16 protein-coding genes and 1 riboswitch are annotated in these 17063 nt (G+C 49.0%); of the genes, 12 read left to right on the top strand and 4 right to left on the bottom strand.

Annotation, left to right across the window (positions count from 1 at the left end; translation table 11 throughout):
* Positions 1–22 precede the first annotated feature (22 nt).
* The 4 genes from H615_RS21505 to H615_RS0115695 all read left to right on the top strand — a co-directional run bounded on the left by H615_RS21505 (position 23) and on the right by H615_RS0115695 (position 3737).
* Positions 23–721 (top strand): bacteriorhodopsin, encoded by a 699-nt coding sequence (locus H615_RS21505; RefSeq protein WP_051254743.1) that lies wholly within the window; start codon positions 23–25, stop codon positions 719–721.
* 144 nt (positions 722–865) lie between these two features.
* A complete protein-coding gene (desA, locus tag H615_RS0115705; RefSeq protein ID WP_027956037.1) occupies positions 866–1909 on the top strand; it encodes a Delta(5) desaturase DesA in 1044 nt (347 codons plus the stop codon).
* Positions 1910–1995: 86 nt separating this feature from the next.
* Complete coding sequence (locus tag H615_RS0115700) at positions 1996–3132, top strand: ATP-binding protein (protein WP_027956036.1); 1137 nt, start codon at positions 1996–1998, stop codon at positions 3130–3132.
* Positions 3129–3737, top strand: a complete 609-nt coding sequence (locus tag H615_RS0115695; RefSeq protein ID WP_027956035.1) for a response regulator transcription factor — start codon at positions 3129–3131, stop codon at positions 3735–3737. Before H615_RS0115700 ends, H615_RS0115695 begins: the two co-directional genes overlap by 4 nt.
* A 103-nt stretch (positions 3738–3840) precedes the next feature.
* Here the strand turns inward: H615_RS0115695 and H615_RS0115690 are convergent, their stop codons facing one another.
* Positions 3841–5097, bottom strand: coding sequence for an MFS transporter (locus H615_RS0115690; RefSeq protein ID WP_035532412.1), 1257 nt, complete (start codon positions 5095–5097; stop codon positions 3841–3843).
* A 506-nt stretch (positions 5098–5603) separates the two neighbouring features.
* A riboswitch (Lysine riboswitch) is annotated at positions 5604–5781 on the top strand.
* A gap of 120 nt (positions 5782–5901) precedes the next feature.
* Here H615_RS0115690 and dapA point away from each other — a divergent pair.
* Positions 5902–6807 carry a 4-hydroxy-tetrahydrodipicolinate synthase gene (dapA, locus tag H615_RS0115680; RefSeq protein ID WP_027956032.1) on the top strand — a complete coding sequence of 302 codons (906 nt, stop codon included), beginning with the start codon at positions 5902–5904 and terminating at the stop codon, positions 6805–6807.
* Between the two features lie 49 nt (positions 6808–6856).
* On the opposite strand, the gene H615_RS0115675 is transcribed toward dapA, so the two are convergent.
* Positions 6857–7918 (bottom strand): branched-chain amino acid aminotransferase, encoded by a 1062-nt coding sequence (locus H615_RS0115675; RefSeq protein ID WP_027956031.1) that lies wholly within the window; start codon positions 7916–7918, stop codon positions 6857–6859.
* Between the two features lie 212 nt (positions 7919–8130).
* On the opposite strand from H615_RS0115675, the gene H615_RS0115670 reads away from it, so the two are divergent.
* The 6 genes from H615_RS0115670 to H615_RS0115645 all read left to right on the top strand — a co-directional run bounded on the left by H615_RS0115670 (position 8131) and on the right by H615_RS0115645 (position 15168).
* Positions 8131–8820 carry a response regulator transcription factor gene (locus tag H615_RS0115670; RefSeq protein ID WP_027956030.1) on the top strand — a complete coding sequence of 230 codons (690 nt, stop codon included), beginning with the start codon at positions 8131–8133 and terminating at the stop codon, positions 8818–8820.
* A complete protein-coding gene (locus H615_RS0115665) occupies positions 8817–9839 on the top strand; it encodes a sensor histidine kinase (protein ID WP_027956029.1) in 1023 nt (340 codons plus the stop codon). The genes H615_RS0115670 and H615_RS0115665 overlap by 4 nt, the downstream gene beginning before the upstream one ends.
* A gap of 68 nt (positions 9840–9907) precedes the next feature.
* The gene (locus H615_RS0115660) at positions 9908–11197 is read left to right on the top strand and encodes a purine/pyrimidine permease (protein ID WP_051254741.1); all 1290 of its coding nucleotides are present in this window, start codon (positions 9908–9910) and stop codon (positions 11195–11197) included.
* 602 nt (positions 11198–11799) lie between these two features.
* On the top strand, positions 11800–12561 hold the full coding sequence (locus H615_RS0115655) for an ABC transporter ATP-binding protein (RefSeq protein ID WP_027956027.1): 762 nt from the start codon (positions 11800–11802) through the stop codon (positions 12559–12561).
* On the top strand, positions 12551–14476 hold the full coding sequence (locus H615_RS0115650) for an ABC transporter permease (protein ID WP_027956026.1): 1926 nt from the start codon (positions 12551–12553) through the stop codon (positions 14474–14476). The genes H615_RS0115655 and H615_RS0115650 overlap by 11 nt, the downstream gene beginning before the upstream one ends.
* 65 nt (positions 14477–14541) lie before the next feature.
* Positions 14542–15168 (top strand): NUDIX hydrolase, encoded by a 627-nt coding sequence (locus H615_RS0115645; protein WP_027956025.1) that lies wholly within the window; start codon positions 14542–14544, stop codon positions 15166–15168.
* A 110-nt stretch (positions 15169–15278) separates the two neighbouring features.
* On the opposite strand, the gene H615_RS0115640 is transcribed toward H615_RS0115645, so the two are convergent.
* On the bottom strand, positions 15279–15734 hold the full coding sequence (locus tag H615_RS0115640; protein ID WP_027956024.1) for a hypothetical protein: 456 nt from the start codon (positions 15732–15734) through the stop codon (positions 15279–15281).
* 119 nt (positions 15735–15853) lie between these two features.
* On the opposite strand from H615_RS0115640, the gene H615_RS0115635 reads away from it, so the two are divergent.
* A complete protein-coding gene (locus H615_RS0115635; RefSeq protein ID WP_027956023.1) occupies positions 15854–16039 on the top strand; it encodes a hypothetical protein in 186 nt (61 codons plus the stop codon).
* A 24-nt stretch (positions 16040–16063) separates the two neighbouring features.
* Here H615_RS0115635 and H615_RS21885 read toward each other — a convergent pair whose 3' ends face one another.
* On the bottom strand, positions 16064–16987 hold the full coding sequence (locus H615_RS21885) for a hypothetical protein (protein WP_051254740.1): 924 nt from the start codon (positions 16985–16987) through the stop codon (positions 16064–16066).
* Between the last annotated feature and the right edge of the window lie 76 nt (positions 16988–17063).

Here is a 17063-nt window from a genome sequence, read left to right as displayed (position 1 = left end):
ACGTAACAAGGAGCTGAAATTAATGAGCCGCTTTGATATTGTTATGCACTATTCCTATTCAGCCATCATGTTTATTGGAGCTGTCACCTTTTTTATATGGAGCCAAAAGCCACGCGGAGTTTCCAAGGGAGAATACATCATTGCGATGATCATTCCACTTTGGTCAGGAACCGCCTACTTATCCATCGCCCTCGGTCAGGGGGTCTTGCAGGAGCCGGATCAAACCATTTACTTTGCCCGCTACCTGGACTGGGTGGTCACGACCCCCCTCCTGCTGCTGGCGCTTGCATTGACAGCGATGTTTTACGAGCCGAAAAAAGATAAGGCCCTGATCGGCGGTCTAATTACAGCTGATGTGTTTATGATCTTAACCGGACTGATCGCTGATTTTTCGAATGATACGCTGAAATACGTCTGGTACGGGCTTGGTATAGCCGCCCTTCTCATTGTTTTGTATATCATCTGGTATCCCCTGCGGAAGATGGCTGACAAGAGCGGGGACGGGCTGAAACGTCATTACAGGCGGATGGCCGCCTACCTGACGTCTTTCTGGGTGCTCTATCCGACGGCGTGGGTTCTCGGCCCTTCAGGTGTAGGGGCATTTGAAGAGGTCATGGAGATTACAGCATTCATCGTGCTGCCAATCCTCTCCAAGCTTGGGTTTACGCTGCTTGATTTGAAAGGCCTCCGCGAGTTGAGAACCCCCGGCGTGGATGCCTGACGACCTGTTCCACGTGAAACACATCCAGAAACCGGTAAACACCCATGACAAGTGTCATATAAAAGTGCTGACGTTTATGTCTTCTAGTGGGCCTCCTTTTCCCCTATTGTTAGAATTACGAATTACTACGAAGGAGTCGTTACGATGGATAAGGAGAAAGAAAAAGAGCTGAAGAAAAGCGTCGCCCGCTTTGCAGAACCAGATCGAAACGCCGGCATCCGCCAGCTGATCAATACACTCGTTCCATTTCTAATCATATGGGCCGCAGCCTATCTAAGCATGGCTGTCTCCCCTTGGCTCGCCGCCGGACTCGGTGTGCTTGCTGGAGGTTTTGTCGTCCGTCTGTTTATCATTTTTCACGATTGTACCCACCAATCCTTTTTCAAAAATAAAAAAGCCAACCGCGTGATCGGGACGATTACAGGTATCCTGACGCTGTTCCCTTTCGATAAGTGGAAGCGGAGCCACTCCATCCACCACGCGACAAGCGGCAATCTCGATAAGCGCGGAACAGGTGATATCTGGGTCATGACCGTCGATGAATATGTACAAGCGTCCTTCAAAGAACGCCTCATCTACCGTCTGTACCGAAACCCTGTCATCATGTTTGGCCTGGGACCGATTTATTTGTTCCTCGTTTCCAACCGCTTCAACCGTAAGGGCGCAAAGCGAAAAGAGCGTGTGAACACCCACGTGACAACGGCTGCGGCTGCATTGATATACGGAATGATCATCTGGATGGCCGGGTGGGAAGCCTTCCTGATTGTCCAGCTCCCGATTCTCTATATATCCGGTGCTCTGGGCATCTGGTTGTTTTACGTCCAGCACCAGTTTGAAGATTCCTACTTTGAAGAGGAATCCGAGTGGAATTTTGTAAAAGCAGCTGTGGATGGAAGCTCTTATTATAAGCTTCCGAAAGTCCTGCAGTGGATTTCCGGCAACATCGGCTTTCACCATGTGCACCACTTGAGCCCGAGGGTTCCCAACTATGCACTGGAAAAAGCTCATGATGCAACACCGCCGCTCCAGTATGCAACAACAATTACGCTGAAAACGAGCCTTGAGTCCATCAAATTCCGTCTCTATGACACCGAGAACAAAACGTTCCGGACGTTCCGGGAAGTCCAGCCGCTCCTGAAGAAGAAAGCAAGTGCTGCGGTCTCCCGCCGCGTGCAGAATGAAAGTTGATTCGAAGCCCATTCGTTGAGAATGGGCTTTTTCCTTCATGACAGCCGCCCGATTTTCCCATATGCTAGACACAGGAGGTAGCGTTCATGCAGAAGTGGTATCATATTATTCCAAAAAACACCGGACTCAGCATATACGTCTGGATCATCTTTTGTATCCTGCCGTTTTTCTTTATCTTCCGGGCATCTTCCATTTACGAAATTTTGACCGGACTTCTTCTTGTCTTTATTTTCTTCCTGGCCTATCGGTTTTCATTCGTATCGGACAGCCGTCTTGTCTATCTGTGGGTCAGTATTGAAATGGCGATCAGTCTCGGAATGACCTTGTTGTTCGGCTACATTTACTTTTCATTGTTCCTGGCTTTTTTCATCGGGAACATCCGTCATTTCGGAGGGTTTCTTTCATTATATATTGTTCACCTGACTCTCACACTTGCAACGATTGCCTATACCTTCGTGCAGCAGCTGGATTCGATTTTTCCGAACCTTCCATTTATCATCATTACCGTCATCGGGGTGATCCTGCTGCCATTCACCGTTCGTTACCGCAACCAGCAGCAGGACCTTGAAAATAAGCTGGAGGACGCCAACCAGCGGATTTCCCAGCTTATGGTGATTGAAGAGCGGGAACGGATTGCCCGTGACCTGCACGACACACTGGGGCAGAAACTGTCCATGATCGGCTTAAAGAGTGATCTCGCCGCCAAGCTGATGAAGGCCAAGCCGGACAAAGCGCAGAAAGAAGTGGAGGATATCCAGCATACGGCCCGAAATGCTCTCAAGGAGGTTCGGGAGATGGTTTCCAACATGAGAGGAATGAAACTAAAAGATGAACTGATCCGGGTGCAGCAGATCATCGAAGCTGCGGAAATGGAGTTCACCTATGAAGGAAACCTTGGGAAGACTTCCATTCCGGCTTTAACGGAAAATGTTCTCAGCATGTGCCTGAAGGAAGCCGCCACCAATATCGTCAAACACAGCCGGGCCACTCGTTGTCACGTCCAGATTGAAGCCTCTTCCATGGAATTGACGGTCACCATCGAAGATGACGGCATCGGCCTTCCGGAAACGATGGACCCGTTCCAGGGTCACGGTCTGCAGGGGATGAGGGAACGACTGGAGTTTGTAAATGGACGGCTTGATTTGGAAAGTGAACAGGGAACGAAACTGACCCTGCACATTCCCACAGTCATTCAGCAAGGGAAAAAGGAGGAACTCTTATGATTCAAATTGTCATTGCCGAGGATCAGCGCATGCTGCTCGGTGCACTCGGGGCGCTGCTTGATTTAGAAGAGGACATGGAAGTCGTCGGCCAGGCTTCCAACGGCGAAGAAGCCTGCAGCCTTGTCCGCCGTCTGAAACCGGATATCTGCATCATGGATATTGAGATGCCGGTCAAGGATGGGCTGGATGCCGCTGAAGAGTTGTATCAGGAGCCTTGCAAAGTGATCATCCTTACGACTTTTGCCCGTCCCGGTTATTTTGACCGTGCCAGAAGAGCAGGCGTCAGCGGCTATCTGTTGAAAGACAGTCCAAGTGAAGACCTGGCAACGGCCATTCGTAAAATTACAGCCGGACAGCGCATCTTTGATCCTGAGCTCGTCGACCTTGCCTTCGCCGATCAAAACCCGCTCACAGAACGGGAGCGCGAAGTGATGCAGCTGATGGCGGACGGCAGAAATACGAAGGACATATCCAAAGCTTTGTTCATTACCCCTGGTACCGTCCGGAACTATGTATCTGTCATCCTGGAGAAGCTGGAGGTCTCCAATCGGATTGAAGCGATTTCCAGGTTCAAGGAGAAAGGCTGGTATAAGGGACAGCGCTGACGATGGAAACAGGGTTCACCAGTGTCTGTACACAGATGTGTTTGAGAATAAAAGGGTGATCTTCTGCCTACCAGGGGATTTCCCTTTTTTAATGGAGATACATTCAGTCCAGTTCGCGAAGCTCCTTGAAGCGCACATAGACAAAGAGGACATACAGCGTAACGAGTACAGATCCCCCGGCCATGATTTGATGAATCGGCACTCCTGCCGCCAGTATCAGAGAGGTCACGCCGTAGCTGACTGGAACGAGCCCCATCGATGCAAGCGAGACAAGCCCCATCACCCTGCCCATCATTTTTTCTTCAATGAAGCTCTGGAGCACAGAGATGACCGGGATGTTGCAGATAGAGAGAGAACATCCGAAGACGACGAGGCACACAAGGCTGAACCATACCCCTTCTGTGAAGCTCAAAGCGAAAAAAGCGGCTCCGGCAGCCATTAAGGCTCTAAGGCTCGTTTTTCCTCGTCTTCTTTTCAAATTAAGGATACCGATGACTACAGATCCGAGCAGCATTCCCACCGCCAGACCTGCCTCAAGGAAGCTGAAGTCCAGGGCGGTGCCATTCAGGCGCTGCTTCACAAAGAGAGGCAGCCCCATCGTCATCGGCCCCACCATGAACAGATTCAATAAAATGCTCATTCCGATAATCAAGGAAAGCACACGGGAGTTTTTGACGTAGCGCACACCTGCTTTGAAGGAGGCCCAGAACGCTTCCTCCTCCCCTCCTGCTCTCTTCTCTTCATCCACCTTCATAAGAAAAATCAGCAGACTTCCGGTAAACAGCATCAGAGCGGTCACTGTGAATACGAGCACATAGCTGCCAAAGGAAACGAAAATCCCTGCCACCATAGGAGCTAGAATGAACGACGTCTGATTCGTCATTTGTATCACTGAATTTCCACGGGTCAACTGATCCCTGGATATGATTGACGGCAGAACCGCCCCTTCTGCTGCCCAGAAGAACGCATCTAAAATACCAAAGGCAAACGCAAACCCGACGAATGTCCAAAGACTGATGTCCCCGAAGAAAAACCAGCAGACGAGTCCTGTTAACAGCACACCCCTCGTGAAATCGGACAGGAACATCAGCTTCGTCCGGCTGAACCGGTCGGCGACCGTTCCACTGACAATCATAAAGACCAGCCGCGGAATACTTGCTGCCACGTACAGCACTCCAAGAGAAGCTTCAAGACGGAGCTCATGGACGACATACCAGCTTTGAGTAAATAAAAAGAACGAAATACCGAAGCTGGACAACAGGGCCGCTCCCCACAACAGGAGAAAATTTCTATTTCGAAAAATGGAAGGCTGTTCTGCCAACGGTGAAGCTTCGGAAACTGTAATGGATGAACCGGACATGACTATCCCCACCTTTTTTGTAAGTTCCTTCAATTGTAAGGAATATCCATGTCCTTCTCGATGTGCTCGGGATGGATTCTTCCTACGCCTGCAGACGGATTTTATAAAAGGCTCTGTTATTGCTTGGTGTTGTTATTTAACATGTGAGCTAAGATCCCCCCTCTCTGTCATGTTTGTATGAGGCGTCCTTGGGAATGACTCCCTTTCCGCGGGGTACCGTGAGGCTCATCGTTCCCCGCGGAAAGCGGACGGTTTTCCCTGCCATCCGATGCTCTGAGTAAACAACGGACCGGACCCTTAATTCCAGACGGAGACGATTTAGTAATCGTTTGAAATATCAACAACAGACTTTAACAGAGATTTATAAAAAAGAAGAGTCGGACATTGGTGCCTGGCGACCATTTTTGTCGAATAGCATGATTTTAGCACTTCCCTGTTGTAAGCAGGCGTGAATTTTGGTACTATTTTTACTAACTAAATAGTTTCTTATTTCAAATTTTATTTGGAGTAAGGATAGAGGTGCAATGACATGAGTACGCATGTGGAGGAGAATGAGATCCATGGATACATGCGGAAAGGGGGAATTGCCGAAGTGTACGGACTCTCATGGTCCTGAAGCTGGGTCTGATGCTGAACAGGCACAGAACTGTCATATAGGAAACTATATGGAGGGCTATCTTACGCAGGAACGGTATAAAGTTTCTACGGCAGCATCGAAGCCCTTGATGCTGCCGTTTTTGATTTTACTGCCGTATGGCCCTCACGACCTCGAACGTACAAAATACAAGAAAAGGTGTGAGGTTAATGAACTTCGGGCAAGTACTGACAGCGATGGTGACCCCTTTTGACAACGATGAGAATATGGACCTGGAAGCAACGGGAGCTTTAGTCAACCACTTGATCGAGAACGGCAGTGACGGCCTGGTTGTCGGCGGGACGACCGGTGAATCTCCGACACTGACAACGGAGGAAAAACTCCAGCTGTTTGAACACGTGGTAGAAGTTGTGAACGGCCGTGTCCCGGTCATTGCCGGTACAGGATCCAATAACACCCGCGCTTCCATTGAATTGACGAAAAAAGCGGAACAGACAGGCGTGGATGCTATCATGCTTGTAGCCCCTTATTACAACAAGCCGACACAGGAAGGACTGTACCAGCACTTTTCAAAAATTGCCGCAGCCACTTCCCTTCCGGTCATGCTGTACAATATTCCAGGACGCAGTGTCGTCAACATGGAGCCGGAAACGATTATCCGCCTTTCTGAGATTGAAAACATTGTTTCCGTAAAAGAAGCGAGCGGCGACCTGGAAGCCGCGGCGGAAATCATCCGTGAAACAGGCCGTGACTTTTCCGTATACAGCGGTGAAGATTCCAATACACTTCCGTTCGTCGCTATCGGAGGCACCGGCATCGTATCCGTATCTTCCCATGTGATCGGTAATGAGATGCAGCAGATGATTCAGAGTTTCCGAGAAGGAGACGCCCCGTTTGCCGCGCGTCTTCATCAAAAGCTTCTCCCTGTCATGGATGCCGTGTTCTCAGCCCCGAGCCCATCCCCGGTAAAAGCGATGTTGAATGAAATGGGTGTTCACACCGGAGGCGTCCGTCTCCCTCTTCTTCCATTAACGGAAGAAGAGACCGCCCGCGTCATGGAGACTTACAACGAGCTTCAACCCAGTGAAAAGCCGAAAGCCCATATGGTCGGTTAAATGAAAAAAGGCTGTCGAGAAAGTTCTCGGCAGCCTTTTTTCTGCTTTCTTATACTTCGATGGTCCAGCCGAAGCTGTCTTCTTTTCTTCCCCGCTGTATGCCTGTGATCGTATCATACAGCTCCTGGGAGAGAGCACCAATTTCGTGGTCGTTGATCACCATTTTCTTCCCCAGCCAGTTCAACTCACCGACGGGAGAAATGACGGCCGCTGTTCCAGTTCCGAACGCTTCTTCCAGTTTTCCCTGTTCATACGCTTCATACAACTCTTCAATAGAGATGCGGCGTTCGGTCACTGGGATCTCCCATTTTTTCAGTACTTCAATGATTGATGTTCGTGTAATCCCCTGAAGAATACTTCCGCTCAGGGCAGGAGTCACAATTTCCCCATCGATTTTAAAGAAGATGTTCATGCTGCCGACTTCTTCAATGTAGCGCTTCTCCACACCATCCAGCCAAAGGACGTCAGCATTACCTTCTTTCGCTGCCTTCGCCTGTGCCTGATAGCCGGAGGAATAGTTACCGGCGGTTTTAGCCATTCCGGTTCCGCCTTTGACAGCTCTTGTGAACTGGTCTTCTACATTAATGGTAACCGGCTTGATCCCTCCGGAGAAGTACGGACCGACCGGTGACATGATGATCATCAGCTTATACGACTTGGACGGAGCAACAGCGAGGCTCGGTTCCGTAGCGATGATGAACGGGCGGATGTATAGGGAAGTCCCCTCAAATTCCGGCACCCAGTCCTTTTCAAGAGCTACAAGTTCCTTCAAGTAGCCTAGCACCTCGTCTTCATCGACTGGTGGGATGCTGAGACGGTCACCGGATAGGTTCAGGCGCTCAAAATTCTTTTCCGGACGGAACAGCAGGACACGTCCGTCGTCTGTGCGGTAGGCTTTCAATCCTTCAAATACGGTCTGCCCGTAATGGAAGATCATTGCGGCCGGATCAAGCGTCAGCGGCTCGTAAGGAACGATGCGCGGCTTGTGCCAGCCCTTCCCTTCTTCATAATCCATTACAAACATATGATCCGTGAACGTTCTTCCAAAAGGAATCTGCTCCGTTTCGGGTTTCTCCTTTTTATAGGCGGCTTCAACGATTGGTAGGGACATAGATAAGACTCCTTTTCCATTGGTATCACCTGACATCACAGGCGGAAATATTAGTACTCATTGTACGCCCTCCTTCAAACAAATGAAAGGGGAAGATGCTGAAATGTTCAAAAAATTCACCGCGGTCACGCGTTACAAAAGTACAATAGGGAATCCCTCGTTTGTCTGCTATAATTACAAAAGGGAAATAACGGAAAATCGGAGGGGTCGATGTGTTTGATGTACTGTTGATTGAAGATGACCGGACATTGTTTCAGGAAATGCAGGAAAGGCTGTCCCAGTGGTCGTATACGGTCCACGGGGTGCAGGATTTCAGCCGGGTGATGGAAGTATTCACGTCGGTTGAACCACAGCTTGTGATCATCGATATCCAGCTGCCGAAGTTTGACGGCTTTCACTGGTGCCGGATGATACGGGAGCATTCCAACGTCCCCATCATCTTCCTGTCCTCGAGGGATCACCCGACGGATATGGTCATGTCGATGAATCTTGGAGCCGATGATTTCGTTCAGAAACCGTTTCACTTCGAAGTATTGATCGCTAAAATCCAGGCCATTCTCCGACGTGTCTACAATTACAATACCCACGCCTCTGAACTGCAGACGTGGTTTGGCGCAACGGTCGATTTTGAGCGGGGCCGGGTGACGGCAAACGATACGTCCATTGATTTAACGAAGAACGAAAGCTTCATTCTAAAGCAGCTGCTCGAAAAAAAGAACAAAGTAGTCTCCCGTGAAGAAATCATTCAGAAGCTGTGGGAGGATGAAAGGTTCGTGAGTGACAATACACTCACTGTCAACGTGAACCGGCTGCGCAGGCGGCTGAATGAAATTGGTCTGGAACACGTCATCGAAACAAAAGTCGGGCAAGGGTATACAGCCAGAGACGGGGCAGGCTCATGATTCTCACCTATATGCGGGAACGACTGAGCTGGATTCTGCTGTTCGTGTCCCTTCAATTGCTTGCTCTCCTTATTGGCTATCTCGACTCGTCCCTTCCGTTCCGTGCCGTTACGTATTACGTGTTTTTATCGCTGATCATTTTCAGCGTGTTCCTTGTCCTCCGTTTCCAGAAGGAGACCCGGTTTTACAAACGGTTGGAGGAGCGGGACAATGACCTTGATCTGACTACGATTCCTGAAGCAGAGAGTCCCTTGGAGTCTGTCATTGAAACGAGCATCCGGGAGCAGCTGGAACGTTTGAAAAAGGAAGCTGCCCATCACCATGATCTTCTGCAGGAGGAAAAAGATGACCTGCTCGGCTGGATCCATGAAGTGAAAACGCCGATGACCGCGATGAAGCTGATGATTGAAGGGATTGAAGACTACCCGCTGCGCTCGCGGCTGACATATGAATGGATGCGCATCCATCTTCTGCTCGACCAGCAGCTGCACCGGAAGCGGATCCCTTTTATTGAAAATGACTTATACATAGAAGAAACCGAGCTCGAGCCTTTATTGTTCAGTGAAATTAAAACCTTGAGATCGTGGTGCATGCAGAAAGGCATCGGCTTTGACCTTGAGCTTGATCAAAAATCTGTTCTGACGGATGCGAAATGGCTCTCCTTTATTATCCGCCAATTGTTATCGAACGCCATTAAATACAGCACTTCCTCAGACATTACGGTAACAAGCGGCAGGAAGAGTGGACGATCTTTTGTTACGATCATTGATCAAGGCAGGGGCATAGCAGCACAGGACATTCCGCGCATTTTTGAAAAAGGGTTCACATCGACGACCGACCATTACAATGAAGCGGCGTCAGGAATGGGGCTGTACCTCGTTGATCGCATCCGACGCCCATTGAACATTGAACTGGATGTTCAATCCCAACCCGGATTGGGATCCACGTTCACGCTTTGGTTTCCGGAACCGAATACGTTCACTAAGATCAGGAACAGTCCGGAACTTCCCCGCGTATGAGTGGAACGTGATACACTCATACGCGGGGAAGTTCAATACAGCCGTGTTCATTTGAAGGAGTGTTTACATTGAATCAAACCAGTCCGGGAGCCAGCCTGCTTGAAACCATCCAATGGTTCGTCTTCATGCTTGCTAATGCGGTTGCGCTGCCGATTGTGATCGGATCGATTTATCATTTAGATTACATAGAAACCGCCGGATTGATCCAGCGGACCTTCTTTACCGTTGGGATCGCTTCCATGCTTCAAGGGCTGTTCGGCCACCGATTACCCGTTATGGAAATTCCCGCAGGCATCTGGGTCAGTGTCTTTACCGTCATGGCCATGACCGGTGCAGAAGCAGGCGGTAGTTATACAGGAACGCTCCAGGCGCTGGAGATGACGATGATCATGACGGGAGGCTTTTTGTTCCTGTTCGGAGCGTTTAAAGTGTCGCAGAAAATCCTGCCCATCTTCACTCCTCTTGTCACAGGATCATTCTTCCTGTTCTTGACCGTACAGCTGAGTGGAACGCTCCTGAAAGGGATGCTCGGGCTACAGGGAGACAGCGGAACCATACAAGGGACGACCGCAGGCATTGCATTTCTGACATTCTTTATTGTGCTCGGATTATCCACGTTTGCCAGAGGATGGCTGAGCAGCTATGCCGTTTTCATCGGCATTGTGATCGGCTGGGTCATTCACCGCCTGATTCTCGGCGGGCAGACGGCGGAAGCGGAGATGCCCCTGTTTTCGCTGCCCGAACTGTTCGCTTTCGGAGCTCCGACACTCGAATGGAGCCTGCTGCCGATGGCGTTCATCACGGCGGTCATTTCCATTTCGAATATCGTCGCCTCCATTACAGCTGTGAAACAAACACTGGGAGAAGGTAAAGAAAATAACGGCGTCCAGGTCGACAGAGGAACGATGTTTTCTGGAATCAACACGATGATTGCCGGCGGCATGGCCACCGTCGCCAACGTGCCCGGGGCTACGTCAGCAGGGTTCATTGCCATTACCGGGCAGAAACGAAAGAATCCTTTCATCTACGCTGCGGTTCTGCTGCTTTTCACAGCCTTTTTCCCACCGGTGACACGGGTGATTTCAAGCATCCCCTCCTCGGTTGCCAACGCTGCGCTTATGGCGACATTCGTCCAGCTTGTGGGAATCGCGATTAACAACTTCACGCTGGAGCCTCTGGATTCCAGAAAGATTACCATCGTCGGTATTGCCTACCTCTTCGGGATGGGGACAATGTTTCTTCCGGCGGAAGTGTTTTCCGCCATGCCGGCGCTTGTGCAGAACTTAATGAGTAACGGTCTGCTCGTCGGCACCGCCCTTGTCATTGCCATGGAACAGCTGTGGCGGACAAAAAACTAACCGGTCTCCTTCTGCCTGCTGGTGGAAGGAAGCCGGTTGTTTTTTTATGTCTCCCCTCCCATAGTGAAACGCACGGAAAGACTTCACCGTATGGAAGAGCAGCCACATGAATAGGGACCGGATCATTTTATAATATTTGTTTTCACACTCTTGTTCTGCTTCTGTTTATAGTTTTTCCCTTTCAAGGGATGAGAAATTTCAAATCTAAAAAATGGTCGTACAAAATCATTCGTCTAATTTTCACCGCTTTGGCTCTTTAACTCCTTACAACAGGTATCATTGATCTTACAGGTATTATTAAGAATCCTCAGGGCACCTCCTGAACGAAACAAAAGGACCAACTATCGTGGGGTGCGAGAACAGCATGAGGCGAAGCTTCACTTGGGCAGGTGGACTTCCTGCACAAGTCAGCTGAGATCGTGCCCGCGGCAGCCATCTGCTGGAGGAGACATGCCTTTTTCAAAACTATATGTTCAGCCCTTTTAAAATGAAAGCCATGTGACAAAAGTGTCACTTCCACCCCCGCTTTTGTTAGCTGAATCGAAGGAAACACGTCCCCGGTAAACGTACAATGAAGTCAGATGAAAAAGGAGGTTGAACGAATGAGTTTATTAGAAGCACGGAAGATTCATAAGAGCTATGGAAACAAATTTATGAAGCAGCACGTTCTGGAGGGCATCGATGTCACGATTGATAAAGGGGAGTTTGTCACCATCATGGGAGCCTCCGGTTCCGGAAAAACGACCTTGTTGAACGTCCTCTCCTCCATTGACCGGGTCAGCCACGGATCGATCGTGATCAACGGGCAGGAAATTACCGGACAAAAGGATAAACAGCTCGCAGAGTTCAGAAAGCATCATCTCGGGTTCATCTTTCAGGAATATAACCTGTTGGACACACTGACGGTGAAGGAAAACATTCTGCTTCCACTCTCTATTTCGAAAACGGACCGTAAAGAGGCGCAGCAGAAATTCAAGGTGCTGGCTGAAGAACTCGGCATTCAGGACGTCCAAAATAAATATCCGAACGAAATTTCAGGAGGACAGAAGCAGCGGACATCAGCGGCACGGGCCTTCATCCACGAGCCGAGCATCATTTTTGCCGATGAGCCGACAGGTGCACTGGATTCCAAGTCCGCATCCGATCTGCTCGGCAAACTGAGCGGACTGAATGAAACACGGGAAGCGACCATCGCGATGGTCACCCACGACCCTGTGGCGGCGAGCTACAGCAGCCGCGTCATCTTCATCCGCGACGGGCAGATTTACACCCAGTTACATAAAGGCGGACAGACGCGGGAGGCATTCTTGAAGGACATCATGAAAACCCAGGGTGTATTGGGTGGTGTGAGCTATGAGCATTAATCAGCTGATCCTCCGAAATTTGAAAAAGAATCTGAAAAACTATTACTTATATGTTTTCGCCCTCGTCTTCTCTGTGGCGCTCTACTTTTCCTTCGTGACGCTTCAGTACGACCCGGCGATGAGTCAGGATGGGTCGGTCAAGGGAAGCGCAGGATTGATGGTCGCTTCGGTTCTATTGATTGTCATCGTGGCCGTTTTCCTTCTTTATGCCAACGCTTTATTCGTGAAACGCCGCAGTCAGGAAATCGGCCTGTTCCAGCTGATCGGCATGACGAAAAACCGGATTTTCCGGCTGTTGACCATTGAAAACCTGATCATCTATTTCGGATCGATGGCTGTCGGTATTTTTATCGGGTTTGCCGTTTCCAAGCTGATTCTCATGGGCTTTTTTAAGATTGTCAACGTTGATGAAGTGGCCGACCTGCACTTCTCCATGGCGGCTCTTGCCCAGACGCTGATCGTATTTGCGGGCATCTTTCTGCTCATCATGGCGACGATGTACATCTTTATTCGGAAGCAGTCCATCCTCTCCCTTTTCCGTGTCACCTCGAGCACGCAGGGAAAAGTGAAAAAACTCTCGATCTGGGAACACATCATGGGGATTCTTGGTATTGTCATGATTGCTTCAGGATATTATGTGTCCACGCAGCTGTTTGAAGGGGATATTACCACAATCAACGGTCTGTTTATCGCGATGACGTTCATACTGGCGTCCACGATCATCGGGACGTACTTTTTCTACAAGGGTTCTGTGCGCTTTGTCAGCAACCTGCTTAGAAAACGGAAAGCCGGCTATATGAATATCAACGAAGTGCTTTCGCTGTCTTCGATGATGTTCCGGATGAAGTCCAACGCCTTGTTACTCACGGTGATTACGACCGTGTCCGCCCTTGCTATAGGTCTGTTAGCCCTCAGTTATATCTCTTTGTATTCAGCGGAGAGCCTGGCAGAAAACAGATCCCCTGATGATTTTTCCATCACCAATGAAGAAAAAGCACTGGCCTTTTCGGAAACGCTGGAGGATGAGGGTTTCGACCATTCGTACCGCCAAGTGGAAGTGCTGCAGGCGAGGTTCAACGTGGAGGACATTCTTGATGTGGACCTTGAGGACATGAATTTTAATGTGGAAAATACAACCATTCCTGTCATCAGTGAAACTGCCGTTCCGGAACTCGATCTGGAAGCGGAAAACATGATGATGACCGGATACAACGATATTATGCAGTCCTACATTTCCTTAAAAGACAACGGAGAGGTGGAATGGTTGTCCGAGAATGACTCGGTGAAACTATCCTATCAGGGACTGCGGGAAGACTATGTCATTTCCTCCCATTATACCGTCGGCGGTCTGCCGATCGGCGTCGTGTCCGAGGAACAGTTTATGGATATGAAAGAGAAGCTCGAACCTTCGATCTACACCGGGATCAATTTAGAGGATGACAGCAGGAACGAAGCGGCTTTCCAATTGTTTGAGGAAGCTGGTTTGGCCGACGGCATCGAACACCGGTCCCAGTGGTATGTGGAAACCTCGCAGAAACAGAACATGGGAGCCGTGATGTTTATCGTCGCCTTTTTAGGACTCACCTTTCTTATCACCTCCGGATGCATCCTCTACTTCAAACAGATGGATGAAGGAGAAGACGAAAAAGACAGCTATACGATTCTTAGAAAGCTTGGGTTTACAAGGGGGGATCTTCTGCGCGGCATCCAGGGCAAACAGCTCTTCAATTTCGGGGTACCGCTCTTGATCGGTCTGCTGCACAGCTACTTCGCCGTGAAGTCCGGCTGGTTCTTTTTCGGTAATGAAATCTGGACGCCGATGCTGATGGTGATGGGCGTCTACACAGCTTTATATTCCATCTTCGGTCTCCTTTCAGTCTTATATTACAAAAAGGTGATCAAAGAAGCGCTGTAATTGTCGAGCGGCTCTTTTCCTCCCAAACGGTGCGGTCTGGTATAGTAAAGGTATGAGGTGAAACGATGAATTCGAAACGTATACTCCATCAAATCAAACAACATCAGCCTTCCGTTCTCGGTCACGAGCAGTTCCGGAAGTTCTCTGTCCTCCTGCCGCTTATGGAAAAGGATGGGGAGATTCACGTCCTGTTCGAGGTACGGGCCAGTACACTAAGACGGCAGCCCGGAGAAATCTGTTTCCCAGGTGGGAAAATCGATCCGGATGACCCGTCCGCACGGCTCGCCGCCATCCGTGAAACGGAGGAGGAGCTCGGCATCGGGCGGGGGCAGCTGTCCGACGTCCACCCGCTCGACTATCTCGTCTCCCCGTTCGGGATGATTGTCTACGCTTTTGCGGGGTACTTGAATACCGACGAAAGTGCGTTCGAAAAAAATCCGGATGAAGTGAAGGAGCTCTTTACCGTTCCGCTTACCTTCTTTATGGACCAGGAGCCGGAAATCCACTACGTCCATTTCGAGGCCCAGCCGGCGGAAAACTTCCCCTATGAGCTCATTCCGGGCGGTGAAAATTACAATTGGCGTACGCGTCAGATGGAAGAATATTTTTATCAATATGGAGACAAGGTGATCTGGGGAATGACCGCAAGAATCCTCGCCCACTTTGTAGATGTATTGAAAAAGAAACAGTAAATTCAAAAGGAAAAGCCTGTCCTGTGCTCAAACTATCACAGGACAGGCTTTATATGTATATACGTCAACAAATTCTTCGGATGAAAAGCTGGCTGCACAGATCTTATGTATTACGGTAAAGCATCAAAAAAGGACCGCCCTTCTTCAACGGCCTCCTGGAACATAAAGAACGTAAACATCAACAGAACGAACAGAAAGGCGATCGATCCCCATTTGATTACATTCTCCCACCTCTTTGGCAATAACCCTGTACTCTGTATACCAAGACGTTTAAGAACAACATCCATAAGCAGGATGAAAGGAAAAGCTGCGATGATTGAAATGAGAAGTCCGAACATCTCTTTCAATTCCATTTCTACAATAAGAGTGCCGTTGTGGGAAACATTCTCAGATGGAAGCGGGGCTGTTTCAACAACCTCCCCCCTCCAATTATATTTTTCAACGGTTTCCTCCTCCATCCCTACACCAAAGGGAACGTGATAAGAACTGTATTCAAGCGTGAGCTGAATACCAAAGATTATGAGAACAACTACCGGTGCTGCCAGCCATCGAATCAAGTTTTTCAATCGCTCTCCCTCCTTTTCCATAATCAGGATAACATTTGAATTTCTATTTTTACCATATCAGCATTAGATAAACATATATTGGAAGTTGATGTTACCATAAAGGAACAGGAGGCGGTGATATGACAGAAGAAGAGATGTGGAAGGTAATCAAACGCCTGCGGCTTATCGAAAAAAAGCAGAGTGAGATACTGAAAGCACGGACCGGAAAAGGCCTCTACGAAACACGCCTGGAGCCTGATGAGGAAGGCACCATTATCCTTGACCCTGACGATCCTGTGCAGCAAAAATTGTGGAACCTGGATTAGAATATACAAAAAAACGCTGCGGTCTCACGCAGCGTTTTCTATTTCTAAAAGATCTTTATATTGTTCCTGGATGAATCCAATGATGGTTCCAAGCGTCTGTCCCTTGAATGCATCTGGAACAGATTCCCCGTTCGGATCAGCGTAATAAAAGGCGCCTTTTTCTTCACTATAGGAGAAGCCCAGCTTGGTCAAACGATTGTTCAATTCCTCTGGATTTTCTTCAAGTCCCGTCTGCTGCTTGAAGTACTCTGTCGGATATACCCAGACGTCAACGTCATCACTGCCGGTTTCTACAATGAATAAGTCCGTATCATACTGCGAAATCCACTGATTTTTTGAGAAAAGGGCAACCCCCGTTCCTTCCAATCCTGCAATGCCTACTAAATTCACGCCAAAGATTTCATTGATCATCGTATACCGCTCATCAGCCGTCAGGCGTTTTTGGTAAGACAACCAGTATAGTTCCATGACGCGGACTTTGGAAAGTTGACTGATATCTTCATCACTCAACGGTTTCGGAGATGCCTCACGGACGCGTTCAAGGACATCATCAGAATAACTGCTTGTCTGCTTTCCAACTCCAAGATCAGAAATGGCTTGAAGATCAATGCTGAATACAGCGTCTACAACCCTGATCAATGTATAAGGCGTCACTCTGCGGTGATTTCGATCCAAATAATGATCCATAATGTCTGCCTTGTTCATGGTTTCCATGGAAGATTCAGCTTCACTAAACGAGTGCGGCTTTTTCGTTTCCTTCCTCATATCCTTGTAAACGGTAGAAATGACCGGATCATTACACTTCCATTCTTCTGCTTTGAGATCCTGTTTCCAGCTCTTCGCCTCAACCTGATGAGGAATTGCAGCCGATGCTCCTGCTGTGAACAAAGTGAACGCCGTCAATATTACTGCGGACTTCTGCATCCATTTTTTACGAAAACGCTCCATTTCTCCCTCTCCCCTATCGTGTGTCCGCCACCTTTCCAGGCCGTACACAACAAAAAATATAGATGATGTACTCTTC

The sequence above is a fragment of the Halobacillus kuroshimensis DSM 18393 genome, assembly GCF_000425705.1.
Lineage (GTDB): Bacteria > Bacillota > Bacilli > Bacillales > Halobacillaceae > Halobacillus > Halobacillus kuroshimensis.
Note: the sequence above shows the minus strand (reverse complement) of the source record. Positions and strands in the feature narration are given on the sequence as shown.